This window comes from Streptomyces kanasensis (genome assembly GCF_043077165.1).
Lineage (GTDB): Bacteria > Actinomycetota > Actinomycetes > Streptomycetales > Streptomycetaceae > Streptomyces > Streptomyces changanensis.
The window spans coordinates 437,861-462,061 of the sequence record NZ_JBIBSF010000003.1 but is presented as its reverse complement, the minus strand read 5'-3'; the positions used below and the strand labels follow the sequence as shown (position 1 = coordinate 462,061).

At 70.9% G+C, this 24,201-nt stretch carries 21 protein-coding genes; 9 read left to right on the top strand and 12 right to left on the bottom strand.

The annotated features are described in order from the left end of the window. Window positions 1–35 precede the first annotated feature (35 nt). From gyrB to dnaA, 6 genes are all read right to left on the bottom strand, one after another. Entirely contained in the window at window positions 36–2,168 is a 2,133-nt protein-coding gene (gene gyrB / locus ACF053_RS10915; RefSeq protein WP_391953562.1) for a DNA topoisomerase (ATP-hydrolyzing) subunit B, read from the bottom strand. A gap of 760 nt (window positions 2,169–2,928) precedes the next feature. Further along, window positions 2,929–3,480 carry a DUF721 domain-containing protein gene (locus tag ACF053_RS10910; RefSeq protein WP_058943609.1) on the bottom strand — a complete coding sequence of 184 codons (552 nt, stop codon included), beginning with the start codon at window positions 3,478–3,480 and terminating at the stop codon, window positions 2,929–2,931. After that, window positions 3,477–4,604: a DNA replication/repair protein RecF gene (gene recF, locus ACF053_RS10905; protein ID WP_391953561.1), complete on the bottom strand. Its 1,128-nt coding sequence runs from the start codon at window positions 4,602–4,604 to the stop codon at window positions 3,477–3,479. The genes ACF053_RS10910 and recF overlap by 4 nt, the downstream gene beginning before the upstream one ends. Before the next feature lie 31 nt (window positions 4,605–4,635). After that, window positions 4,636–5,511 carry a phosphogluconate dehydrogenase (NAD(+)-dependent, decarboxylating) gene (gene gnd, locus ACF053_RS10900; RefSeq protein WP_391953560.1) on the bottom strand — a complete coding sequence of 292 codons (876 nt, stop codon included), beginning with the start codon at window positions 5,509–5,511 and terminating at the stop codon, window positions 4,636–4,638. A 91-nt stretch (window positions 5,512–5,602) separates the two neighbouring features. After that, window positions 5,603–6,733, bottom strand: coding sequence for a DNA polymerase III subunit beta (dnaN, locus tag ACF053_RS10895; protein WP_058943612.1), 1,131 nt, complete (start codon window positions 6,731–6,733; stop codon window positions 5,603–5,605). Between the two features lie 1,232 nt (window positions 6,734–7,965). Further along, window positions 7,966–9,801 carry a chromosomal replication initiator protein DnaA gene (gene dnaA / locus ACF053_RS10890; RefSeq protein ID WP_391953559.1) on the bottom strand — a complete coding sequence of 612 codons (1,836 nt, stop codon included), beginning with the start codon at window positions 9,799–9,801 and terminating at the stop codon, window positions 7,966–7,968. A 360-nt stretch (window positions 9,802–10,161) separates the two neighbouring features. Here dnaA and rpmH point away from each other — a divergent pair, with 360 nt between their 5' ends. The 9 genes from rpmH to ACF053_RS10845 all read left to right on the top strand — a co-directional run bounded on the left by rpmH (window position 10,162) and on the right by ACF053_RS10845 (window position 16,823). Next, window positions 10,162–10,299 carry a 50S ribosomal protein L34 gene (gene rpmH, locus ACF053_RS10885; protein WP_018846094.1) on the top strand — a complete coding sequence of 46 codons (138 nt, stop codon included), beginning with the start codon at window positions 10,162–10,164 and terminating at the stop codon, window positions 10,297–10,299. A 20-nt stretch (window positions 10,300–10,319) separates the two neighbouring features. Next, complete coding sequence (gene rnpA / locus ACF053_RS10880; RefSeq protein WP_079047284.1) at window positions 10,320–10,691, top strand: ribonuclease P protein component; 372 nt, start codon at window positions 10,320–10,322, stop codon at window positions 10,689–10,691. Then, window positions 10,688–11,014, top strand: coding sequence for a membrane protein insertion efficiency factor YidD (gene yidD, locus ACF053_RS10875; protein ID WP_058943615.1), 327 nt, complete (start codon window positions 10,688–10,690; stop codon window positions 11,012–11,014). The genes rnpA and yidD overlap by 4 nt, the downstream gene beginning before the upstream one ends. A gap of 3 nt (window positions 11,015–11,017) precedes the next feature. Then, entirely contained in the window at window positions 11,018–12,256 is a 1,239-nt protein-coding gene (yidC, locus tag ACF053_RS10870) for a membrane protein insertase YidC (protein ID WP_391953558.1), read from the top strand. A gap of 17 nt (window positions 12,257–12,273) precedes the next feature. Beyond that, on the top strand, window positions 12,274–12,783 hold the full coding sequence (locus tag ACF053_RS10865) for a Jag family protein (protein WP_391953557.1): 510 nt from the start codon (window positions 12,274–12,276) through the stop codon (window positions 12,781–12,783). Window positions 12,784–12,863: 80 nt separating this feature from the next. Then, a complete protein-coding gene (gene rsmG / locus ACF053_RS10860; protein WP_391953556.1) occupies window positions 12,864–13,598 on the top strand; it encodes a 16S rRNA (guanine(527)-N(7))-methyltransferase RsmG in 735 nt (244 codons plus the stop codon). 238 nt (window positions 13,599–13,836) lie between these two features. Then, entirely contained in the window at window positions 13,837–14,922 is a 1,086-nt protein-coding gene (locus tag ACF053_RS10855) for a ParA family protein (RefSeq protein ID WP_391953555.1), read from the top strand. After that, on the top strand, window positions 14,919–16,022 hold the full coding sequence (locus ACF053_RS10850) for a ParB/RepB/Spo0J family partition protein (protein ID WP_391953554.1): 1,104 nt from the start codon (window positions 14,919–14,921) through the stop codon (window positions 16,020–16,022). The genes ACF053_RS10855 and ACF053_RS10850 overlap by 4 nt, the downstream gene beginning before the upstream one ends. 183 nt (window positions 16,023–16,205) lie before the next feature. Next, window positions 16,206–16,823: a GNAT family N-acetyltransferase gene (locus ACF053_RS10845; RefSeq protein ID WP_391953553.1), complete on the top strand. Its 618-nt coding sequence runs from the start codon at window positions 16,206–16,208 to the stop codon at window positions 16,821–16,823. 95 nt (window positions 16,824–16,918) lie between these two features. On the opposite strand, the gene trxA is transcribed toward ACF053_RS10845, so the two are convergent. The 6 genes from trxA to murJ all read right to left on the bottom strand — a co-directional run bounded on the left by trxA (window position 16,919) and on the right by murJ (window position 24,177). Further along, the gene (gene trxA, locus ACF053_RS10840) at window positions 16,919–17,263 is read right to left on the bottom strand and encodes a thioredoxin (RefSeq protein WP_391953552.1); all 345 of its coding nucleotides are present in this window, start codon (window positions 17,261–17,263) and stop codon (window positions 16,919–16,921) included. 43 nt (window positions 17,264–17,306) lie between these two features. Further along, a complete protein-coding gene (gene trxB, locus ACF053_RS10835; protein WP_391953551.1) occupies window positions 17,307–18,281 on the bottom strand; it encodes a thioredoxin-disulfide reductase in 975 nt (324 codons plus the stop codon). Window positions 18,282–18,406: 125 nt separating this feature from the next. Continuing rightward, window positions 18,407–19,336 carry a hypothetical protein gene (locus ACF053_RS10830; RefSeq protein WP_391953550.1) on the bottom strand — a complete coding sequence of 310 codons (930 nt, stop codon included), beginning with the start codon at window positions 19,334–19,336 and terminating at the stop codon, window positions 18,407–18,409. Next, entirely contained in the window at window positions 19,333–20,037 is a 705-nt protein-coding gene (gene sigM / locus ACF053_RS10825; RefSeq protein WP_058943625.1) for an RNA polymerase sigma factor SigM, read from the bottom strand. The genes ACF053_RS10830 and sigM overlap by 4 nt, the downstream gene beginning before the upstream one ends. A gap of 57 nt (window positions 20,038–20,094) precedes the next feature. Beyond that, window positions 20,095–21,813 (bottom strand): protein kinase family protein, encoded by a 1,719-nt coding sequence (locus ACF053_RS10820; protein WP_391953549.1) that lies wholly within the window; start codon window positions 21,811–21,813, stop codon window positions 20,095–20,097. Window positions 21,814–21,930: 117 nt separating this feature from the next. Beyond that, window positions 21,931–24,177 carry a murein biosynthesis integral membrane protein MurJ gene (gene murJ / locus ACF053_RS10815; protein WP_391953548.1) on the bottom strand — a complete coding sequence of 749 codons (2,247 nt, stop codon included), beginning with the start codon at window positions 24,175–24,177 and terminating at the stop codon, window positions 21,931–21,933. Between the last annotated feature and the right edge of the window lie 24 nt (window positions 24,178–24,201).

The window sequence follows — 24,201 nt, the reverse complement described above, 5'->3', positions numbered from 1 at the left end:
TCTTCAGTCCTTTCGTACGGTCAGCTGAGACCGACTCAGATGTCGAGGAAGCGGACGTCCTTGGCGTTGCGCTGGATGAACGAGCGCCGCGCCTCCACGTCCTCGCCCATCAGCACCGAGAACAGGTCGTCGGCCTGGGCCGCGTCGTCGAGCGTGACCTGGCCGAGCACCCGGTGGTCCTGGTCCATGGTCGTGATGCGCAGCTCCTCGGCGTTCATCTCGCCGAGGCCCTTGAAGCGCTGGATGGAGTCCTCGCGGATGCGCTTGCCGTTCTGCTTGCCGAGCTCGACGAGCGCGTCGCGCTCGCGGTCCGAGTAGGCGTACTCGAAGTCGTCCCGACCCCACTTGATCTTGTAGAGCGGCGGGCGGGAGAGGTAGACGTGCCCGGCCTCGACCAGCGGCCGCATGAAGCGGAAGAGGAAGGTCAGCAGCAGGGTGTTGATGTGCTGGCCGTCGACGTCGGCGTCCGCCATCAGGATGATCTTGTGGTACCGGAGCTTCTCGATGTCGAAGTCCTCGTGCACCCCGGTGCCGAAGGCGGAGATCAGCGCCTGGACCTCGGTGTTCTGGAGGATCTTGTCGATCCGCGCCTTCTCGACGTTCAGGATCTTGCCGCGGATGGGCAGGATGGCCTGGAACTCGGGGTTCCGGCCGGACTTGGCGGAACCGCCGGCGGAGTCACCCTCGACGATGAAGATCTCGCACTTGGCCGGGTCGTTCGACTGGCAGTCGGAGAGCTTGCCCGGCAGCGACGCCGACTCCAGCAGCCCCTTGCGGCGCGTCAGGTCGCGCGCCTTGCGGGCGGCCACGCGCGCGGTGGCGGCCTGGATGGCCTTGCGGATGATGTCCGCGGCCTCGTTGGGGTTGCGGTCGAACCAGTCGGACAGGTGCTCGTGGACGACCTTCTGCACGAAGGTCTTCGCCTCGGTGTTGCCGAGCTTCGTCTTCGTCTGGCCCTCGAACTGCGGCTCGCCGAGCTTGACGGAGATGATCGCGGTCAGACCCTCGCGGATGTCCTCGCCCGTGAGGTTGTCGTCCTTCTCGCGCAGCAGCTTCTTGTCGCGCGCGTAGCGGTTGACGAGACCGGTGAGCGCCGCGCGGAAGCCCTCCTCGTGCGTGCCGCCCTCGTGCGTGTGGATCGTGTTCGCGAAGGAGTACACGCCCTCCGTGTACTGCGAGTTCCACTGCATGGCGATCTCGACCGACAGCAGCCGGTCCTTGTCCTCGGCCTCGACGGAGATGACCGTCGGGTGGATCAGCTCGCCCTTGCGGGAGTTGAGGTACTTGACGAAGTCGACGATGCCGCCCTCGTAGAAGTACGTCACCGTGCGGGCCGGCTGCGCCTCGGGGGCCTCGGCGGAGGCGTCCGGGTCGTCGGCGTTCATCGTGGCCTTGGCCGAGTCGCGCTCGTCGGTGAGCGTGATCGTCAGGCCCTTGTTGAGGAACGCCATCTCCTGGAAGCGCCGGGAGAGCGTCTCGAAGGAGTACTCGGTCGTCTCGAAGACGTCCGGGTCCGCCCAGAAGGTCACCGTGGTACCGGAGTCCTCGACGGCCTCGTGCTGCGCCAGCGGGGCGGTGGGCACGCCGAGCTTGTAGTCCTGCGTCCAGCGGTACCCGTCGCGCTTGATGTCGACGGACACCCGCGAGGAGAGCGCGTTGACGACGGAGACACCGACGCCGTGCAGACCGCCGGAGACGGCGTAACCGCCGCCGCCGAACTTGCCGCCCGCGTGCAGGACGGTGAGGACGACCTCGACGGCGGGCTTCTTCTCGACGGGGTGGATGTCCACGGGGATACCGCGCCCGTTGTCCACCACCCTGACGCCGCCGTCGGCCAGGATCGTCACGTCGATGCTGTCCGCGTGGCCGGCCAGCGCCTCGTCGACGGAGTTGTCCACGACCTCCTGCACCATGTGGTGCAGGCCACGCTCACCGGTCGAGCCGATGTACATGCCCGGGCGCTTGCGTACCGCGTCCAGACCCTCGAGGACGGTGATCGCGCTGGCGTCGTACGCCGCGGGCCCCGGTGCGGGGGTCTCGCCGTTCTCGCCGGCAGGAGTGGACGGAATGTTCTCGTTGGGGTTGCCGGAATCGGCCACGAAGCGCCCTTTCTGGCACAGCGCGAGCCACCTCTCGGGGAGCCCGGGAGGGGCTGCGTCGTTCGACATGTTCCGCAGTGGGCGGGATTACCCACCAGTCTACCGGTAGCGCTGACAGTCATGGGGGTTTGCCGGTACCTGAGTCCGCATGTGCCGCCCTGAACCGGCGGCTGCCGACTCCCCATATTCGGGACGGGTGTCCAAGAGGCTCACACGGGCACTCAGCGCTTCGGCATGTCAACCACCCGCTACCACCGCGACCCGGCTGCGGCCACGCGCTCCCCGGGCCCCCGGCGTCCCCCTCCCACCACCGGTACGCAGCAGGTCACGGCCCTGTTCACCGCTCCGTCCGCTGTGTGTTGCGCGGTCCTCCACCGCCTGTGGACGACCCCGGCGCGCTCCCCGGTTCCCGCGCCCCGTCCGCGACGGAGGTCCGACCCTTCGCGGGCGGGACGTGCGGCACCGCCCTCGGGGTGGTCGGGGCGGGCCGGGAAGGGGTGTGCGCGATGGCCGGAGACGATCGGTCCGGCCCTGCGGACGGGGTGGGGGGCGGGGGTACGGCGGCGACGGCGCGGCGGCCGGGGTCACCCCGCACCGGGCACCCGCCGCCGGGCACCCGCCGCCGGACACCCGCGCCAGAGCACTGGGCAGCCGGCGCCCGTCGGGTGTCGGGGGTCGGGCGGGGGCCGCTGCCGTCAGCCGACCCCGCGCGTGAACAGGCGCCGCCGTAGGTCACCACCCCGGGCGTCGTGTCCCGTACCGGTACCCGTACCCGTCCCACCGGCCGCCGCCGTCGGCCGGGCACCGTGACCGGCGTCGCCGGACGCCGTCAGCCGTACGTGTCGCCCGCGCCGGTGCTCCCCGGCGCGCGCAGCGGGCCGTACCCGCGCCGCGGGCCGCCGGGGCCGAGGACCCGGATGACGCGGACGGTCCCGTGGCCGAGGTCCTCGTTGAGCCGCGCCACGAGCCGCGGTGCGAGCAGCCGCAGCTGCGTCGCCCACGCCGTGGAGTCGCACTGCACGGTCAGGACGCGCTCGTCGGGGTCCTCGTCGTACCGCAGGGGCACGCAGTGCTTGGCCAGGTCCTCGCCGACGATCTGCGGCCAGCGGCCCATCACGCCGCCGACCGCGGCGGGCGTCTCCCACCCGCGCTCGGTGATCAGCCGGTTGATCGCGGCGCCGAGCGGCAGCGGGTCGCGCCCGTCGGCCCGCGCCCCGGAGCGCAGTCCGCCGCCGCGGCGCGCCTGCTTCTTCTGCTGCGCCGCCGCGCCCCGCGCCTTGGCCTGCTCCTTCGCGGCGCGCAGCGCGACGCGCGCCAGGTCGACTCCGGACGACTCGGGGACGGGCGCCTGCGCGGACGCCGCCTGCGACTGCGTGCTCATACGCGCTCCACCGCCCCTTCCGCCACCGCGTACCGGGTGCCCGCCAGGACCCCGGGCACGTCGTCGTCGACCGCGGCCGTCACCAGCACCTGCTCACCGGGGGCGACGAGTTCCGCCAGCCGCTCCCGCCGCCGGCCGTCCAGCTCGGCGAAGACGTCGTCCAGGACGAGAACGGGTTCGTTGCCCTCGGAGCGCAGCAGGTCGTACGAGGCGAGCCGCAGCGCCAGCGCGTACGACCAGGACTCGCCGTGGCTCGCGTACCCCTTGGCGGGCATCTGCCCGAGCATCAGCCCGAGGTCGTCGCGGTGCGGCCCGACGAGGGTGACGCCCCGGTCGATCTCCTGCTTGCGGACCTCGGCCAGCGCCCCGAGCAGCCGTTCGACCAGTTCCTCGCGTCCGGCCGTCACGGCGACGTCGCCGACCGATCCCCGGTACTCCAGCGTGACGGGCCCGCCGCCGGGGGCCAGCTGCTCGTACGCCTTCACGGCGAGCGGCTGGAGCGTGGCGACGAGGTCCAGCCGCTGGGCGAGCAGTTCCGCGCCGGCGTGGGCGAGGTGCTGGTCCCACACGTCGAGCGTGGACAGGTCCATGGAGCGGCCGCCGTGCCGGCGGGCCATGGCGGCGGTCTTCAGGAGGGTGTTGCGCTGCTTGAGGACCCGGTCGTAGTCGGAACGCACCCCGGCCATGCGCGGCGACCGCGCGGTGATCAGCTCGTCGAGGAACCGGCGCCGCTCGCCGGGGTCGCCCTTCACCAGGGCGAGGTCCTCGGGCGCGAAGAGCACCGTCCGTATGATCCCCAGCACGTCGCGCGGCCTGACCTGGGACGACCGGTTCACCCGGGCGCGGTTGGCCCTGCCGGGGTTGAGCTCCAGCTCGACGAGCTGCTGCCGCTCGCCCTGTCGCACGGCCGCGCGGATCACGGCCCGGTCGGCGCCGATCCGGACGAGGGGCGCGTCGGACGACACCCGGTGGCTGCCGAGCGTCGCGAGGTAGCCGACGGCCTCCACGAGGTTCGTCTTGCCCTGCCCGTTGGCGCCGACGAAGACGCTGACGCCCGGGTCGAGCGGGACCTCGACCCGGGCGTACGAGCGGAAGTCGGCCAGCGACAGATGCGTGACGTGCATGGTGGCGCCGACCTCTCCCGGCTGCTGCGTGTTACTTGGACTCGACCGCGTGACCGCCGAACTGGTTGCGCAGGGCGGCGATCATCTTCATCTGCGGCGAGTCGTCCTGGCGCGAGGCGAACCGCGCGAACAGGGAGGCGGTGATAGCGGGCAGCGGCACGGCGTTGTCGATGGCGGCCTCGACCGTCCAGCGGCCCTCGCCGGAGTCCGACGCGTAGCCCCGCAGCTTGTCGAGGTGCTCGTCGTCGTCGAGCGCGCGGACGGCCAGGTCGAGCAGCCAGGAGCGGATGACCGTCCCCTCCTGCCAGGACCGGAAGACCTCGCGGACGTCCGTGACGGAGTCCACGGCCTCCAGCAGCTCCCAGCCCTCGGCGAAGGCCTGCATCATCGCGTACTCGATGCCGTTGTGGACCATCTTCGCGAAGTGGCCGGCGCCGACCTTGCCCGCGTGGACGGCGCCGAAGTCGCCCTCCGGCTTCAGTGCGTCGAAGACCGGCTGGACCTTCGCCACGTCCTCGGCGGTACCGCCGTACATGAGGGCGTAGCCGTTCTCCAGGCCCCACACACCGCCGGAGACGCCGCAGTCGACGAAGCCGATGCCCTTGGCGGCCAGCTCCGCGGCGTGCTTCTCGTCGTCCGTCCAGCGGGAGTTGCCCCCGTCCACGACGACGTCGCCGGGGGAGAGCAGCTCGGCCAGCTGGTCGACGGTCGACTGGGTGGCCTCGCCGGCCGGGACCATGACCCACACGACGCGGGGGCCCTTCAGCTTGCCCACGAGCTCTTCGAGGCTGTGGACGTCGGCGAGGTCGGCGTTGCGGTCGTACCCGACGACGGTGTGGCCCGCGCGGCGGATGCGCTCGCGCATGTTCCCGCCCATCTTGCCGAGGCCGATGAGACCGAGCTCCATCAGATCTTCCTTACGCGTTGTGTGCGGCTTCGTACCCGTGTCCGAGACTACGCCCGGACACGGGTGCACACCTGTGGGGTCAGCCGCTCACTCAGCCACTGAGCCGAACCGGCATGATCAGGTACTTGTAGGCCTCGTCGGCCTCCGCGTCCACGGCCGGCTTGCCGCTCAGCAGCGCGGGCTTGGTGGAGGTCGTGAAGGACAACTGCGCGACCGGGGCGTCGATGGCGCTCAGGCCGTCGAGCAGGAAGGTCGGGTTGAAGGCGATCGAGATGTCGTCGCCCTCCAGGTGCGCGTCGACGCGCTCCACAGCCTGTGCGTCGTCGCTGGAGCCGGCCTCCAGGATGAGCACGCCCTGCTCGAAGCTGAGCCGGACCGGAGTGTTCCGCTCGGCGACCAGCGCCACGCGCTTCACGGCCTCGACGAACGGCGCCGTCTCGATCGTGGCGATCGAGTTGAACTCCGTGGGGAACAGCGTCCGGTACTTCGGCAGGTCGCCCTCGAGGAGCCGGGTGGTCGTGCGCCGCCCCGCGCCCTCGAAGCCGATCAGGCCCTCACCGGCACCGGAGCCCGAGAGCGCCAGGGTGACCGTGTCACCGCTGGTGAGCGCCTTGGCGGTGTCGAGGAGCGTCTTGGCGGGCACCAGCGCGACGGCCGAGGCGTCCGGGGACTCCGGCTTCCACAGGAACTCGCGCACCGCGAAGCGGTAGCGGTCGGTGGAGGCAAGGGTGACCCTGTCGCCCTCGATCTCGATGCGCACGCCGGTGAGCACGGGGAGCGTGTCGTCACGGCCGGCGGCGATGGCGACCTGGGCCGCGGCGGAGGCGAACACCTCACCGGGGACCGTGCCGGTCGCGGTCGGCATCTGCGGCAGCGCCGGGTACTCCTCCACGGGCAGGGTGTGGAGGGTGAAGCGGGACGAGCCGCAGACCACCGTCGCCCGTACACCGTCTGTGGAAATCTCCACGGGGCGGTTGGGGAGGGCGCGGCAGATGTCGGCGAGCAGTCGCCCGGACACCAGGACCGTGCCGTCCTCTTCCACCTCGGCGTCGACGGAGACCCGCGCCGAGACCTCGTAGTCGAAGCTGGAGAAGCTCAGCGCACCGTCCTCGGCCTTCAGCAGAAGGCCCGCGAGCACGGGCGCGGGCGGACGGGCCGGGAGGCTGCGGGCCACCCAGGCCACCGCCTCCGCGAGTACATCGCGCTCCACCCGGATTTTCACCGTACGCCGCCTCCTGCTTTCGCTGGCTCGCCCTGCTGGCCTTCCTCGTCCGGCATCCGGTTCCTCCGCCGCCGTGGCGCCGGGCGTCGGGATGCCGGGGTCCAGTCTGACGTACGCCGCCGACAGTCGGTGCGGCTCGGGGTCAAGTCGGGTCGAGCGGCAGCCGGAGGTCCGGGCCCGAGTTGTGCACAGGCCCTGCTTCCCATCGGATTCCGGGCTAACTCTTAGTGGGAGTAGTAGTAGGGCCTGTGGAAACGGTGGATAACGCCATCCGTGCAGGTCAGAGCCCAAATTTTGTCCACCGGCCCTGTGGGCGACAGCGGTGGACAAGTGGGGTCCGCTGTGGACGCGGCAAAGTTCTGCACACCCGATGCACAGGCGGGGCCTACTTCTCCCCAGTGCCGTCCCCAGCTTTACCCACGTTCCCCACAGCCCAATCCGGCGCCTTGGTGTGACCGCTTTCACTCGCGGCAGTGAGCAGCCGTGTTTCGTTGCCGAACAGTGGACAGCGGTGTGGAGAAGCTGTGGACCATGGGCCCGTGCCTGTGGGCCGTTGGTGGACAACCGCGAGCGCGCCTTGTGGACGGTTTCTCTGTCCACAGGCTGTGGAGGACGCTCGGCCACAATTCCACAACCGCCTGACCAGGCATGATCGTAAGGGCGACGGCCGGCCTGTGGAGGAGATCCGGATAACTCGGGGGTCCCCAGGCTGTGGACGGAAGATCGGCCGCACTTCTGTGGAGAACGAGCCGGGCGCCGCAGGTATTCGAACACCGGGGAGGGCGCGCGGGAGCCCGTGGGGGCTCTCGGAGGGCCGTCCGGCGGGTGGCGGGGGGCGCTTCGGAGGGTTCCGGCCACTGTGCAGCGTTTCCTGTGGGGGCTCCGGGGGACCTCGGGGGCGCTCGGAGCGGAGGGCTCCGGGAGGACGGCTTCGGGCAGGAGGGGCAGAGGGGCAGCCGGGCTCCCCGGAGGGGTGCGCCGGGCCCGGGCCCGGCTGCGGGGCGGCTCCGGGCCCGCCGGCGGGGCAGCTTGCAGAGCAGGGGCAGGGCGGCATCGGGCCCGGCGGCGGGGCCGCTCCGGGTCCGGCGGCGAGGCGGCTCGGAGGTCAGCCATCGGCAGGTCAGGGAACAGGAGCCGGGCAGCCGCGGGGCGGCTCCGGGGAAACACCGGAGGGCGTACCGGAACCCTCCGGGACGCCCCCACGTCTCCCACCCGCATGCCCGCCGGCGGGGTCAGCCGTTCTTGATGCGGTTGGTCAGCTCCGTGACCTGGTTGTAGATGGAGCGCCGCTCCGCCATGAGCGCGCGGATCTTCCGGTCCGCGTGCATCACCGTCGTGTGGTCCCGGCCGCCGAACTGCGCACCGATCTTCGGCAGCGACAGGTCCGTCAGCTCCCTGCACAGGTACATCGCGATCTGGCGGGCCGTCACCAGTACGCGGCTGCGCGACGATCCGCACAGGTCCTCGACCGTCAGGCCGAAGTAGTCCGCCGTCGCCGCCATGATGGCGCCCGCCGTGATCTCCGGCGCGCTGTCCTCACCACCCGGGATCAGGTCCTTGAGCACGCTCTCGGTGAGCACCAGGTCCACCGGCTGCCGGTTGAGGCTCGCGAACGCCGTCACCCGGATCAGCGCCCCCTCCAGCTCACGGATGTTGCGCGAGATCCGTGACGCGATGAACTCCAGCACCTCCGGCGGGGCGTTGAGCTGCTCCTGCACCGCCTTCTTGCGCAGGATCGCGATGCGCGTCTCCAGCTCCGGCGGCTGGACGTCCGTGGTCAGGCCCCACTCGAACCGGTTGCGCAACCGGTCCTCCAGCGTCATCAGCTGCTTCGGCGGCCGGTCCGAGGACAGCACGATCTGCTTGTTGGCGTTGTGGAGGGTGTTGAAGGTGTGGAAGAACTCCTCCTGCGTCGACTCCTTGCTCGCCAGGAACTGGATGTCGTCGACGAGCAGGATGTCCACGTCGCGGTAGCGCTTGCGGAAGGTGTCGCCCTTGCCGTCGCGGATGGAGTTGATGAACTCGTTGGTGAACTCCTCCGAGCTCACGTACCGCACCCGCGTGCCCGGGTAGAGGCTGCGGGCGTAGTGCCCGATCGCGTGCAGGAGGTGCGTCTTGCCGAGGCCCGACTCGCCGTAGATGAAGAGCGGGTTGTACGCCTTGGCCGGCGCCTCGGCGACCGCGACGGCCGCCGCGTGCGCGAACCGGTTCGACGATCCGATGACGAACGTGTCGAAGAGGTACTTCGGGTTCAGCCGCGCGTGCTGCTCCCCCGGCGCGCCGGGTCCCGAACCCCCGCCCGTGCCGCCCATGGACCCCGGCCCGCCCATCGAGCCGTGGCCCGGTGCCTGGCCGCGGTCGCCCGCGCCGCCCCGGCCCCCCGGCCCGCCGGAGCCCGACGGTCCGCCCGGGCGGTGCTGGTGCTGCCCCTGGTGATCGGGGAGGTCGCGCCGCTCGGCGCGCCGGGAGTCGTACCCCCCGTGCTCGGGGCCCGGCGGGGTGCCGTAGTCGTGGTGCGGCTGCTGCGGCCGGGCCGTCGCGTACGGGTCGCGGTCCTGGAAGCCGCCGAGCCGCGGCTGCTGCCAGGACAGGTCTTCCTGGGCGCGCGGCCAGGCCCCGGGCTCCGGGCGCTGCTGCTGGTAGTCGGGGTAGGCGGGGCGCACGCTCGGCAGGCCGTCGTCCGTGGGCCGGCCGTACGCGTCGTACGACTCGCCCTGGCCCCGCTCGTCGTACCGGGACTGGGACGGCTGGTGGGACTGGTGGCGCTCGGGGCCCGGCGGCGGGGTCTGGTCGCCCGCGGAGTCGTCGACGGTGATCGCGATCCGGATGGGGCGGCCGCACTCACGGCTCAGCGTGTCGCTGATCAGCGGAGCGAGCCGGCCCTCCAGGACGCGCTTGCCCCACTCGTTGGGGACGGCGAGGAGCGCGGTGTCGGCGACCAGGGCGAGCGGCTGGCACCGCTCGATCCACTGCTTGTCCTTCGGCTCGATGCCCTGCTGCCCCTCCCCCAGGAGGTGCTCCAGCACTCGTGGCCACACTGCGGCAAGATCAGCAGGTACGTCAGCCACGGGGCACGCTCTCTCACGGGTCCCACGAATGTGTGTTTCTTGGGACGGGATGGAAGGACAGGCAGGAAACGAATCCGAGTCCGGCCACGGTAGTCGCGGCAGCTCGCACGGTTCAAGTTGTTGTCCACAGCCTGTGTATAGCCCGGCCCGCCGTCCTGCTGGTTTGACCGGATGGCGTAGCCGCGCGTACCGTAACCAGGTCGAGTTGTCGATGGCTGCTGCCGCCTGCCTCCGATGGGCAATGATCACGGTCAGTGATCGTGAAGCGGTGCACTCGGGCGTATTGCGAGCTACTCGTGGGCGCACGGTGACAGCCAGGCGATGTCCCGCCACCACCCGAATCATTTCTGGAGCCCCCGAGTGAGCAAGCGCACCTTCCAGCCGAACAACCGTCGTCGCGCGAAGACCCACGGTTTCCGTCTGCGCATGCGTACCCGCGCCGGCCGCGCCATCCTGGCGAACCGCCGCAGCAAGGGTCGCGCCAACCTGTCCGCCTGATCGCTTAAACAGGTCATGACGTGCTGCCTACCGAGAATCGGCTGAGGCGGCGCGAGGACTTCGCGACCGCGGTACGCCGAGGACGCCGGGCCGGCCGCCCGCTCCTCGTCGTCCACCTGAGAAGCGGTGCAACGGACCCGCACGCGTCAGGGGAGAGCGCTCCCCCGACACGTGCGGGTTTCGTCGTCAGCAAGGCCGTCGGCGGGGCGGTCGTCCGCAACCAGGTGAAGCGCAGACTGCGGCACCTGATGCGGGAGCGGCTCGCCGTCCTGCCCCCCGGTAGCCTGGTGGTAGTACGAGCGCTGCCCGGCGCGGGCGACGCCGACCACACACAGCTGGCCCGAGACCTGGACGCCGCCCTGGGGCGGCTGCTGGGAGGGGGCGCGCGATGAAGTACCCGCTGCTGGCCCTGATCAAGATCTACCAGTGGACGATCAGTCCGCTGTTGGGCCCCGTCTGCAGGTACTACCCCTCGTGTTCCCACTACGGCTACACCGCCATCGACCGGCACGGTGCTCTCAAGGGCACGGCCCTCACCGCCTGGCGGATCCTCCGCTGCAACCCGTGGTCGCCCGGTGGGGTGGACCACGTGCCGCCGCGCAAGCGTCCCCGCTGGCACGAAATGCTGCGCGCACGGCTGCGCGGAGACGAGGGCGGGCGCTCCGACGGGGCGAGCCCGGCCGCAGAGACCTCGCCCAATGCTCAAGGAGCCTGATTAGTGGACACGATTGGAAATCTGTTCAGCTTCATCACCGGACCCGTCTCGTGGATCATCGTCCAGTTCCACAAGCTGTACGGGGCGGTCTTCGGGCCTGACACGGGCTGGGCCTGGGGTCTGTCGATCGTGTCCCTGGTGATCGTCATCCGCATCTGCCTGATCCCGCTCTTCGTGAAGCAGATCAAGTCGATGCGGAACATGCAGGCGCTCCAGCCGAAGATGAAGGCCATCCAGGAGCGCTACAAGAACGACCGGCAGCGCCAGTCCGAAGAGATGATGAAGCTGTACAAGGAGACGGGCACCAACCCGCTCTCCTCGTGCCTCCCCATCCTTCTGCAGTCGCCGTTCTTCTTCGCCCTCTACCACGTGCTCAGCAAGATCGCGTCGGGCGACACCATCGGCAGCCTCAACCAGCAGCTGGTCGACAGCGCCCGCGAGGCCCACATCTTCGGCGCCCCGATCGCGGCCAAGTTCATGGACGACCCGGGCAAGGTCGAGGCGCTCAACGCCTCCATCGTCGACGTCCGCATCGTCACCGCGATCATGATCGTGCTGATGTCGGCGTCCCAGTTCTTCACCCAGCGCCAGCTGATGCAGAAGAACGTCGACCTGACGGTGAAGACCCCGTACATGCAGCAGCAGAAGATGCTGATGTACATCTTCCCGATCATCTTCGCCGTGATGGGCATCAACTTCCCCGTCGGCGTCCTCGTCTACTGGCTGACCACCAACGTGTGGACCATGGGCCAGCAGATGTACGTGATCAACCAGAACCCGACGCCGGGCAGCAAGGCCCAGGACCACTACCTCCAGCGGCTGCTGAAGAGCATCACCCAGCACGGCGAGGTGCGCGGCCGCCGCAGGCGCGCCGTCATCCTGGCCATCGTCGCCAAGGGCCCGGACCGCAACGACAACGAGCGCCGCTTCATCAGCTCCCTCGCCAAGGCCGGCTACACCGCGCAGGCCGACGGCACGGTGGAGAAGGTGGACCCGGCCGTCGCCGAGGCCGAGGCCGCGGCGGCCCGTCGCCAGCAGCCCAAGCGCCAGACGAAGGCCAAGCGCCAGACGGCCCCCGTCCAGCAGGGCAGCACCAAGCACTCGCTGGAGAAGAAGGCCGACCCGGGTGAGTCCGACCAGCCCTCCCAGCAGGGCAAGGCCGCTTCCGGCTCCACCCGTCAAGCCAAGTCCGGACAGCGCAAGGGCCAGCAGCGGCCCAAGCACCCGTCGTCGAAGAAGTAGGAAGAAGGAGTCCATCCGTGACGGAAGGCACCACGTCCGCCGCCGAGGGTGTCGACACCCTCACCCGCCTCGAGCAGGAGGGTGAGATCGCGGCCGACTACCTCGAGGGCCTGCTCGACATCGCCGACCTCGACGGTGACATCGACATGGACGTCGAGGGCGACCGCGCGGCGGTCTCCATCATCGGCGAATCGTCCGGCCGCGACCTGCAGAAGCTCGTCGGCCGTGATGGCGAGGTGCTGGAGGCGCTGCAGGAGCTGACGCGTCTCGCCGTGCACCGGGAGACCGGCGACCGCAGCCGGCTCATGCTGGACATCGCGGGCTTCCGTGCCAAGAAGCGCGCCGAGCTGACCGAGCTCGGTGTCAAGGCCGCGGACGAGGCGAAGAACAGCGGCGAGCCCGTCAGGCTCGAGCCCATGAGCCCCTTCGAGCGGAAGGTCGTCCACGACGCGGTCGCCGCGGCCGGCCTGCGCAGCGAGTCCGAGGGCGAGGAGCCGCAGCGCTTCGTCGTCGTGCTCCCCGCCTGACCCCCTCGAACCCTCGGCCCCGTCTGTTCGCAGGCGGGGCCGATCTTTGTCAGCCTGATAGTCAGCCACCCAGTGCGGTAGTGCGGTACGGAAGGACGGTTCCCGTGTCGGAGGCAGAGGAACTTCCCCCTGCGCCCCAGGAGGCGCAGACGGTGTTCGGCGAGTTCTTCCCGGAGGCGGTCCGGTACGCGGAACTGCTCGCGGACGCGGGGGTCAAGCGCGGCCTCATCGGTCCCCGGGAAGTACCGCGGCTGTGGGAGAGGCACCTGCTGAACTGCGCGGTGCTCTCCGAGGTCGTGCCCGAGGGCGTGACGGTCTGCGACGTGGGCTCCGGGGCGGGTCTGCCCGGCATCCCGCTCGCCCTGGTACGGCCGGACCTCAAGATCACGCTCCTGGAGCCGCTGCTCCGGCGGACGAACTTCCTCCAGGAGATCGTCGAGCTGCTGGGGCTCGACCACGTGACCGTCGTCCGCGGTCGTGCCGAGGAGATGCTCGGCAAGCTTCCCCCCGTGCACGTGGTGACCGCCCGTGCCGTCGCACCCCTGGACCGGCTGGCCGGCTGGGGTGTCCCCCTGCTGCGGCCCTACGGCGAGATGCTGGCGCTGAAGGGTGACACGGCGGAGGAGGAGATCCAGGGTGCCCGCGCCGCGCTGAGCAAGCTCGGTGTCGTGCGGACGTCGGTGCTCCAGGTCGGAGAGGGCATCGTCGACCCGATGTCCACGGTGGTCAGGGTCGAAGTCGGGGAGAGCCCCGGAGGTGTCAGGTTCGCCGCGAAGCGGGCCAAGGCGGCGAGGACCTCGCGCCGTCGTCGGTGACGGTCCGTTTGATCCTCATACGTACCTGTTTCGGAGTGTCGTGAGGTGGTGACCCTGCGGCGAGTGCATCGTGTTTCACGTGAAACGTCGCTCACTGCTGCAGGGAATCATCAGCCGCGGTCGTGCGGCTGCCGCGCCACGAGACCGTAGGACGCCCCCCGCAGGGGTGACGGAGTCGTCCACAGACGTGGATTCCTCCACAGAACCACCGACCTCGCTGGTTCACGACCCCGAAAGCATGGCAGGCTCTGTCCATCGCGAGCTTGCAGCCGAGGAGAGTGAATCGTTGCGGTCCGACGCCGACATCGCGGGACCGATGACCGATCCGGTCCCCGCCCCCCGTACCGAACCCTCCGGGGACGATGTTTCACGTGAAACACACCCCCCGCTGGACGACACCTCCCTGGGCCACTCCGCCCAGCTGGCGGCACAGGCCCTGGGGCGGGCCGGTGAAGGGCTCCCTCGCCCGCCGCGGACCCGCGTCATGGTGGTCGCCAACCAGAAGGGCGGCGTGGGGAAGACGACCACCACGGTGAACCTCGCCGCGTCCCTGGCGCTCCACGGCGCCCGCGTCCTGGTGATCGACCTCGACCCGCAGGGCAATGCCTCGACGGCGCTGGGGATCGACCACCACGCCGAGGTTCCCTCGATCTATGACGTCCTCGTGGACAGCAAGCCGCTCTCCGGTGTGGTGCAGCCCGTCCAGGACGTCGAAGGACTCTTCTGCGCCCCGGCCACCATCGATCTCGCCGGTGCGGAGATCGAGCTGGTGTCGCTGGTGGCGCGGGAGAGCAGGCTCCAGCGGGCCATCCAGGCGTACGAGCAGCCGTTGGACTACATCCTCATCGACTGCCCGCCGTCCCTCGGCCTGCTGACGGTCAACGCCATGGTGGCCGGTGCGGAAGTGCTCATCCCCATCCAGTGCGAGTACTACGCACTGGAGGGGCTGGGCCAGCTCCTGCGCAACGTCGAACTGGTGCGGGGCCACCTCAACCCCGACCTGCACGTCTCGACGATCCTGCTCACCATGTACGACGGCCGTACCCGGCTCGCCTCCCAGGTCGCCGATGAGGTGCGCAACCACTTCGGGGAGGAGGTGCTGCGCACCAGCATCCCGCGGTCGGTCCGCATCTCGGAGGCGCCGAGCTACGGGCAGACGGTCCTCACGTACGACCCGGGCTCCAGCGGCGCGCTCTCCTACCTGGAGGCCGCTCGCGAGATCGCCCTCCGGGGCGTGGGTATCCACTACGACGCCCAACACGCCCATGCGGGCGCCCAGCACCACCAGCACAGTCAGCACAGCATGTCGGAGGGGATCCAGTGAGTGAGCGACGTAGGGGGCTGGGGCGCGGACTCGGCGCGCTGATCCCCGCCGCGCCCCAGGAGCGGCAGACCACATCGATCGGAGTGGCGTCGGCCTCCCCGACGGCCATCCCCACCTTGAGCACTGACCGCGGTGTGGCCGCGGCGAAGGTGACGGCCCTCCCGCAGGATGCCGCTCCGGTGGAGAACACCGTCACGCTTCCCGGACAGGCCGACACGGTACCCGCGCAGGGAACACCGGCCGCGGCCCACTATGCCGAGCTGCCGCTGGACGCCATCACGGTCAATCCGCACCAGCCGCGCAAGGTCTTCGACGAGGACGCGCTCGCGGAACTCGTCTCCTCCGTCAAGGGGGTGGGCATTCTCCAGCCGGTCGTCGTCCGCCAGGCGGCCCCGGGGCGCTATGAGCTGATCATGGGTGAGCGCCGGTTCCGCGCCTGCCGCGAACTGGGCTGGGAGCGCATCCCGGCGATCGTGCGTGCCACCGACGACGACCAGCTGCTGCTCGACGCGCTGCTGGAGAACCTCCACCGGGCGCAGCTCAACCCGTTGGAGGAGGCCGCGGCCTACGACCAGCTGCTCAGGGACTTCAACTGCACGCACGACCAGCTGGCCGACCGCGTCGGCCGGTCGCGCCCGCAGGTCTCCAACACGCTGCGGCTGCTGCGGCTGTCGCCCCCGGTACAGAAGCGGGTCGCGGCGGGTGTGCTCTCCGCGGGCCATGCGCGGGCCCTGCTGGCCGTGGAGGACCCGGAGGCGCAGGACAAGCTGGCGTACCGGATCGTCGCCGAGGGCCTGTCGGTCCGCGCGGTCGAGGAGATCGTGACGCTCATGGCGTCCGAGCCGGACAAGCCCGTCAAGCCGAAGGGCCCGCGGGCCGGTGCCCGTGTCTCCCCGGCGCTGAGCGAACTCGCCACGCGGCTGTCGGACCGCTTCGAGACCCGGGTCAAGGTCGACCTCGGGCAGAAGAAGGGCAAGATCGTCGTCGAGTTCGCCTCGATGGAGGACCTGAACCGGATCCTCGGCACCCTCGCCCCGGGCGAGGGCGGGGTCCTGGAGAAGGGCCAGGAGGTCCAGGAGAGGGTCGAAGGGGGCGACTGACCCCGAGAGATACCGCGTCACCGCGGTCCGAGGGCGGACAGCGCGCCGGTGTTCCCACCGCCGCGGTGTCCGCCCTTCGGCCTGTTCCCGTATGCGTGTCATCACCCGATCGATACGATGCGTTGGGGTATGTGCATCCGTGTGTCCATCACGCGGCAGGTGAGGAAGCGAGGGAGCTCCGTCATGGGTCGTCGGCTCGTACCGCTCACTCTGGACAACCTTCCGGACCTCCCCAAGCGCTGCCGGACGTGCGTCTTCTGGGAGCTTGACCCCGTCAGCGGCGAGGCGGCCGTCAAGGCGGGCACTCCGGAGCTGGAGAAAGAGGCATGGATCTCCGCCGTGCTCCTCGACTGGGGATCGTGCGGCCGGGTCGTCTACGTGGACGAGGTCCCGGTGGGATACGTGCTGTACGCCCCACCCGCCTACGTGCCGCGTTCCACGGCCTTCCCCACCAGTCCGGTTTCCCCCGACGCGGTCCAGCTGATGACCGCCTGGATCACACCCGGCCACCAGGGGCAGGGGCTGGGCCGGGTTCTGGTGCAGACCGTGGCGAAGGACCTCCTGCGGAGGAACTTCAAGGCCATTGAGGCGTTCGGTGACGCCCGCTGGAAGGAACCCGCCTGCGTGCTGCCGGCCGATCACCTGCTTTCCGTCGGCTTCAAGACCGTCCGTCCCCACCCTGCCTACCCCAGGCTCCGACTCGAACTGCGGAGCACCCTGTCGTGGAAGGAGGACGTCGAGCTGGCGCTCGACCGCCTGCTCGGCGCCGTACAGAAGGAACCGGCGCTACGACCGCTCTGACCCGCCGGTGACACGAGAGCGGCCCACCCCGACGGGGTGGGCCGCTCTCGTGGTTCAGCCGGCACGTGGTTTCACGTGAAACCACGGCACAGGAGTCACACCTTGGTGGCCTCGTCGCTGATGAAGTCGGCCAGGTCGCGGACGATCGCGGCCTTGGGCTTGGCGCCGACGATCGTCTTGGCGACCTCGCCACCCTGGTAGACGTTCAAGGTCGGGATCGACATGACGCCGTACTTGGCGGCCGTGGTCGGGTTCTCGTCGATGTTCAGCTTGACGACCTCGATCTGGTCGCCGTACTCGTCCGCGATCGCCTTCAGCGACGGGGCGATCTGGCGGCACGGACCGCACCAGGCGGCCCAGAAGTCCACGAGGACGGGCTTCTCGCTCTTGAGGACGGTCTCCTCGAACGAGGCGTCGGTCACTTCCTTCAGGTCGGCCACGTCGGCCTCCTCACTGTGCGGGGTGTGGGTGGGGGATCGAGGATCAGACCACGGGGGTCTTCTCCGGCTCGGCCAGCTGCTCCGTGTCGGCGAGGGCGGCGAGGAAACGCTCGGCGTCCAGCGCGGCGGAGCACCCCGTACCGGCGGCCGTGATGGCCTGGCGGTAGGTGTGGTCCACGACGTCGCCGGCGGCGAAGACGCCCTTCACGTTGGTGCGCGTGGACGGTGCGTCCACCTTCAGGTAGCCCTCGTCGTCCAGTTCCAGCTGCCCCTTGAACAGCTCGGTACGCGGGTCGTGGCCGACCGCGATGAACAGCCCCGTGACCGGCAGCTCCGAGGTCTCGCCCGACTTGGTGTCACGGAGGGTGAGGCCCGTGAGCTTCTGCTCGCCGTGGATCGACGCGACCTCGCTGTCCCAGGCGAACTTGATCTTCGGGTCACCGAAGGCGCGGTCCTGCATCGCCTTGGAGGCACGCAGGCTGTCCCGACGGTGGACGATCGTGACGGACTTGGCGAACCGGGAGAGGAAGGTCGCCTCCTCCATCGCCGTGTCACCGCCGCCGACGACGGCGATGTCCTGGTCCTTGAAGAAAAAGCCGTCGCAGGTGGCGCACCACGACACGCCCCGACCCGAGAGGGCGTCCTCGTTCGGCAGGCCGAGCTTGCGGTGCTGCGAACCGGTGGTGACGATGACCGCCTTCGCGCGGTGCACGGTGCCGGCGGTGTCCGTCACGGTCTTGACGTCGCCCGTCAGGTCGACCGCGACGATGTCGTCCGGGACCAGCTCGGCGCCGAAGCGCTCGGCCTGAGCCCGCATGTTGTCCATGAGCTCCGGGCCCATGACACCCTCAGGGAACCCGGGGAAGTTCTCCACGTCGGTCGTGTTCATGAGGGCGCCACCGGCGGTGACGGCACCCTCGAAGACCAGCGGCTTCAGCGACGCGCGCGCCGTGTAGAGCGCTGCCGTGTAACCGGCGGGCCCGGAGCCGATGATGATCACGTTTCGGACGTCGCTCACGGGTTTCTTCCTCGTCTCTGCAGACTGCCTACTGCCTACGGGGGCCGGATCGGACTCTCACCCCACCCAACGGATCCTACGGGGCGCGCATTCCCGTGCGGCCCACGCGGCGTGCGGCGGATCCGTCAGGGGCGCGGCCGTGACTCCTTGAGCAGTACGTCGGCGGCGCCCGAGGCGCTTCGATCCGTCGCGCAGGACGCATCCACGATGTAGACGTCCACGCGCTCCTCCGCGCCTGCGGTCGGGAGCAGGACCAGGTACGCCGGCTGTCCCCGGTAGTCGCCGAGCTCCGCGGCCAGCGGCTGCTCCGCGCGGTCGATTCCCTGCCGCACGCAGGGCGGCAGCGGCGTGGCACTCCCGGCGATCATGGGGCCGGGGCCGTCGTCCTGCTGGGCTCGCGGTGACGGGCCGGACCGGAAACGCTCGGGAGTCGTGAGCAGCGAGCGGACCCGCTCCGACAGGGCGGTACCGGAGAAGCGGGGGTCACTGCCCTGGGAGACGGCACTGTCCGCCCTGGTGGCGTTGGGGGTCTCGTCCGTGGGGCCGACCGCCTGGAACAGCAGGACGCCGAGCCCGACCGCGGCCAGACCGCACACGGCGCTGAGGACCGCGTGGCGTCGGCGCCTCCGGGGCGGCCTGCGCCCGGGGCCGGTGGAGCCGTGCGGCGGCGTGGCCGGTCGCTCAGCGGGCTTCGGCCGGGGACCACGCGCGGCGTCGTCGTGCCGTTCGACGTCGCCGTCCGGTGCGGTTCCGCTCCTGACGGTCGTCCGGGCAGCAGCCGGGGTCCCCTCGGGGGAGGTGGCGTCGAGGAGGGCCTCTGCGGCGAGGGCGGCATCGATCCGTTCCGCGATGTCGACCGGCATCCGCGCCGGGCCCGGCAGCGTGCCGAGCATCCCCCGGATCTCCTCCAGGGAGTCCCGTACGTCGGCACAGAGGTCGCACCGGTCCAGGTGGCGGCGAACGTGCGCCGTCCGGGCCGGGGGGAGAACGCCTTCGGTGAGGTCCGAGATCTCGGAGACGTCGGGGTGCTGGGTCGTGTCGGCCGTGGATGTCACGCGCGTCCACCTCCGCCCTTCACAGCAGCAGGATCATTCGGTCCCGGATCCCGGGGACCCGACGCCTCTGGGACGGATGTCCCCGGCGTCCGGTTCCTTCCCCCGTCGGTACCGCTGTTATCCACGGGGTCACCGCGCAGATGAGTGAGCAGGGGGACCAGCCGGGCCCGGCCCCGGGCGCAGCGGCTCTTCACGGTCCCCACGGGGACGCCGAGGAGCTCCGCCGCCTCGGCCACGGCGTACCCCTGCATGTCGACGAGGACCAGGGCCGCCCGCTGGTCGACCGGCAGTTGCGTGAGGGCGGCGAGCAGCTGGCGGTGCAGGTCGTGCCGCTCCGCGGGCGCCTCGGCCGACTCGTGGGGCTCCAGGAGCTGCTCCAGCCGTTCCGTGTCGTCCACCGGGGACGTCCGGCGTGAGGCGGCCTTGCGGGCCCGGTCCAGGCAGGCGTTGACCGTGATCCGGTGGAGCCACGTCGTGACGGCGGACTGCCCGCGGAAGGTGTGGGCGGCGCGGAACGCCGAGACGAGGGCGTCCTGGACGGCGTCAGCGGCTTCCTCGCGGTCGCCGAGGGTCCGCAGCGCGACCGCCCACAGCCGGTCCCGGTGGCGTCGCACGAGTTCACCGAAGGCATCGGGATCGCCGGCGACGTGCCGGGCGAGGAGGTCGGCGTCGCCGGGTTCCCGCTGTGTGCCCGCTGCCATGCGGCCTTCCCTCCGTCGTGCTCGGTGCCGGCCGCACGGAGCCCGTGCGGCCGGCGGTCAGCCCAGGACCTCGATCTCGGAGACGCCTCCGCGGAACCTGCCGGGGGAGCCGTCCGTGGGGAGCTCGGTGATGTGGAGCAGCACGTAGCGGGTGCGGACCGGCTTCTCCAGCCGTACGTCCAGGCTGTCACCGGCCTGCTTCAGGGCGGTGAGCTCCTGCGGGAAGTCGGAGAGGGAGCCCGGGTCCGTCGCCCCGGGACCGGCGGCCCGCAGTTGCAGGGTCTGGCCGCTGCGGTAGAGGTGCGCCCGGACGGCGGAGACCTCCTGCTCCGAGCCGAGGTCGACGATGACACCGCTGCCGTCCCGGCGGTCGGTGAGGTTCCCGAAGTTGGGGTAGCCGTGGTACTCGGGGGTGACCCAGGCCGTCCCCCGGTCACCGTCGACCGTGTTGCCGACCTTCTCGGGCCGTATCGGATCGCGACCTGAGGGATCGAACACCTGTGCGTCCTCGATCTTCAACGGATTCAGCGGACGCACCGCCTTGCCGTCGGACGAGGCGCCCGGCGACGGCTGTGTCGTGCCGGGGTCGTCGCCGCCGCTCTGGTCCAGGAGACGGTCGGCGATCTGCCAGCTGCCGAGGCCGAGGGCGGCGATGAGGAGAGCGGACACCGTCCACTTCAGGGCTCTGCCCGTGCGCGTCTCCAGCGGAGCGGGAAGCGGCGGCGCGGGCTGGACGGCCGTGACGCTCTGGTGTTGCTGCCCCCGGCCGTAGCCCTGTTGGTACGTCGTGCGCTGGAAGTCCGGCACGGCCGGGAAGGTCGGCTCCGGCGGGCGGATGCGGGGCATGGCGGCGACGGCCTTGGCGAGCTCGTCGGGCGTCGTGCACGGCGGATCCTGGCGCGAGGCGGTCGCCCCGTCGTTGACGAGCGCCCGCATGGCCAGGTCGGAGAGGCCGCGGTGGACGCCGGCCCGCACCTGGTCGGGCGCGATCAGACCCACGTCCTTGGGCAGGCCGGACAGCCCGTGGGCGTCGTTCTCGTACGGCCAGCGCTGGGTGAGCGCCGCGTAGAGGAGCGCGCCGATCGCCTCGGTGTCGGTGCGCTGGGGCTGGTCGACGGTGATGCCGCGCAGGGCGGCGTTCACGGCGAGCCCGCGGATCCGGTACTGGCCGGTTGAGGTGCGCAGCACGGCGCCCGGCGTGAGCCGGAGGTGGGCCAGGCCCTCGCGGTGGGCCGCGGCCATCGCCTGGGAGACCTGGCTGACGAGCTGGTAGCAGTCGTACGGCTCCAGTGGACCGGAGGCGAGGAGGGCCGTCAGTTCGGTGGCGTCCGGGAGCCATTCGTGCACGACGTACACGAGGTCGTCGTCCTCGACGGCGTCCAGGACCTGGACGAACCGCGGGTCGCCGAGCAGGGCCGACGACCGCGCTGCCGCGAGTACCGAACGCCCTCTGGGGTGGTCGGCCGACAGCACATGGACCCCGACGGCCCGGCGCAGCTTCTCGTCCACGGCCCGCCAGCTGCTGAACCCGTCCAGACGGGTGACGCACTCCTCCAGCCGGTAACGGCGGGCCAGTTTGTGTCCGCTGTGCAGTTCGGGCGTCGTGAGGGAGGTCTCGTCGCCGGGTTCCCCACCGCCGTCCGTGCCACGGGAGGACGTGTCCGTCGCGTCCAGTGTTTCCGCCCCGTCGGCCGTGGTCCCGTCCGCCTTGGCGGTCAGCGGGTCGTCGCCGCTGTTGTCGGCCACGTCGACGGCAGCCGTGCTACGTTCCGCCACCGTCGTTCCTGCCTCCCCATCCGATCCGCCTCTTCGACAGCCATGCCAATTGTGCCCACAGTCCGGCGCCCTGCACGACACGCGGCGGGCGGCGAAGGTTGTGCGACACCCCCCGTCCTAGCGGCCGAGGCGGCCCCGGACCATGCCCACCATGGCGTTGAGCTCCTCGATGCGCATCCTGCGGGCCGCCACGAAGAACACGCCCATCAGCACCACTCCACCGGCCACGAGTGCGGCGAGCGACCCCAGGGCGCTCATGCCGAGCAGGGACAGCAGGCCGAAACCGACCGCGCCGCCGGCCAGGGCGGCCGGTACGGAGGCCATCGACAGGCGGGCGTACGTGCGGACCACGTGGGCCCCGTCGAGGTCGCCGCCCAGCCGGACGCGCAGTCGGCGCCAGGCGACGCCCACGCCCACCATGTAGGCCAGGCCGTACGAGGCGGCCATGCCGACGACGGCCCAGCGGGCCGGCAGGACGAGGTAGCACAGCGCCGACGCGGCGGCGTTGACGGCCGCGACGATGACGGTGTTGTAGAAGGGCGTGCGGGTGTCCTCATAGGCGTAGAAACCGCGCAGGACGACGTACTGGACGGAGAAGGGGATCAGGCCGAGGCCGAACGCCATGAGCATGAAGCCCATGCCGGTCGCCGCCTCCACACCGCTGGAGGCGTAGAGCAGGGTGCACAGCGGCACGCCGAGCGCCAGGAAGCCGAAGGCGACCGGCACGATCGCCACCGCCGAGTTCCGCAGGCCCTGCGAGATGTCGTCGCGGACGGCGCCGGGATCGTCGTCGTGCGCGGCGCGGGAGAGCCGCGGCAGCAGCGCAGCCATGACGGAGACGGTGATGATGGCCTGCGGCATGCCCCAGATGAGCTGGGCGTTGGAGTAGGCGAGGATGCCCGCGCCGCCCTGGCCGGAGGCCTTTCCGGCCGCCGTGGCCAGCTGGGTGACGACGACGACGCCCGCCTGGTTCGCGAGGACGAACAGCACGGTCCACTTGGCGAGCTTGACCGTCTTGCCGAGGCCCTGGCCCTTCCAGTCGAACCGCGGCCGGTACCGGAAGCCCGTCTCGCGCAGGTAGGGGATCATCGCCAGGGCCTGGACGACGAGCCCGAGCAGCATGCCGGTGCCGAGCAGTCGGACGCCCTCGTCCGGGATGGTGCTGACGCCCATCTCGGTCTCCGAGTGGGCGCCGTACACCCAGATGAAGAGACCGAAGGTGAAGATGACGACGATGTTGTTGAGGACCGGGGTCCACATCATCGCGCCGAACCGGCCGCGCGCGTTCAGGATCTGACCCATCACCACGTGCACACCCATGAAGAAGATCGTGGGCAGGCAGAACCGGGCGAAGGTGACGGCGACGCCGTTGGCGTCCGGATCGGCCGCGATCGTGGGAGACATCGCGTGGATCAGCAGCGGCGCGACGAACACCGCGATACCGACGATCACGCCGAGGGCGACGATGACCAGGGTCAGCAGGCGGTTGGCGAACGCCTCGCCGCCGTCCTCGTCGTTCTTCATCGCGCGGACGAGCTGGGGGACGAAGACGGAGTTGAGGCCGCCGCCCACGGTGAGGATGTAGATCATCGTGGGGAGGGTGGACGCGACGGTGAAGGTATCACCGAGCAGTGCCGCACCGAGGGCGCCCGTGACCACGAGGCTGCGCAGGAAGCCCGTGAGCCGGGACACCAGGGTTCCGGCCGCCATCACGGCGCTCGACTTGAGCACGCCGGAGGCGCGTCCGCCGGACTTCTTCGGCGGCGGCGGGGGCACCGCGGGCTCCACCGGCGCGGCCGGCTCGGGGACGGCCGCCGGCGGCTGCCCCTGCTGGACCTGCTGGTCCCGGTAGAGGTGCGCGAAGGCGTCGGGTGCCGGCCCGTCGGCGGCGGCGTGGGTCACCAGGTCGTCGACGCCGGTGAACTGCACCGTCCGCGCGTCGTCACCGTACGGAAGGTGGCGGGACGGGCCGTCCGGCTCCGGCGGCGGGGTCTGCGCCCACACCCGTGGGTCGGGCGCGTACTGCGGCGCTGCGGGCTGCTGGTACAGCGGGCGGGGCTCCTCGTAGGTGCCCGGCGGGGGCGGCGGGTGCGCCGCCCGGTCGTAGAGCGCCTCACCGACCGGGTCCTGCGACGAGAGGTCCCGGGAGCGGTACGGGTCGTGGTCGTAGGCGTGCTGGACATAGGGGTCCGGCACGTGCGCGCCCTGGGCGTAGGGGTCCTGGCCGCCCGGCGCGTAGGGATCCTGTGGGGCCGGCTGGGCGGCGGGCGGTACGTGCCCGGGCGCCGGGCCGGACGGGCCGCCGCCCGAAGGCGCACTGCCGCCGGCGCCCTGGCCGCGGTCACCGTCGTACGGCGCGTTCATGGTTACCCCACCTCATCGTTTCCG

Excerpts from the sequence above, each read along its gene's own strand:
- gyrB (WP_391953562.1), bottom strand. The coding sequence starts at position 2,168 with ATGTCGAACGACGCAGCCCCTCCCGGGCTCCCCGAGAGGTGGCTCGCG.
- ACF053_RS10910 (WP_058943609.1), bottom strand. The coding sequence starts at position 3,480 with ATGAGCACGCAGTCGCAGGCGGCGTCCGCGCAGGCGCCCGTCCCCGAG.
- recF (WP_391953561.1), bottom strand. The coding sequence starts at position 4,604 with ATGCACGTCACGCATCTGTCGCTGGCCGACTTCCGCTCGTACGCCCGG.
- gnd (WP_391953560.1), bottom strand. The coding sequence starts at position 5,511 with ATGGAGCTCGGTCTCATCGGCCTCGGCAAGATGGGCGGGAACATGCGC.
- yidD (WP_058943615.1), top strand. The coding sequence starts at position 10,688 with ATGAAGTACCCGCTGCTGGCCCTGATCAAGATCTACCAGTGGACGATC.
- ACF053_RS10855 (WP_391953555.1), top strand. The coding sequence starts at position 13,837 with ATGGCAGGCTCTGTCCATCGCGAGCTTGCAGCCGAGGAGAGTGAATCG.
- ACF053_RS10845 (WP_391953553.1), top strand. The coding sequence starts at position 16,206 with ATGGGTCGTCGGCTCGTACCGCTCACTCTGGACAACCTTCCGGACCTC.
- sigM (WP_058943625.1), bottom strand. The coding sequence starts at position 20,037 with ATGGCAGCGGGCACACAGCGGGAACCCGGCGACGCCGACCTCCTCGCC.
- murJ (WP_391953548.1), bottom strand. The coding sequence starts at position 24,177 with ATGAACGCGCCGTACGACGGTGACCGCGGCCAGGGCGCCGGCGGCAGT.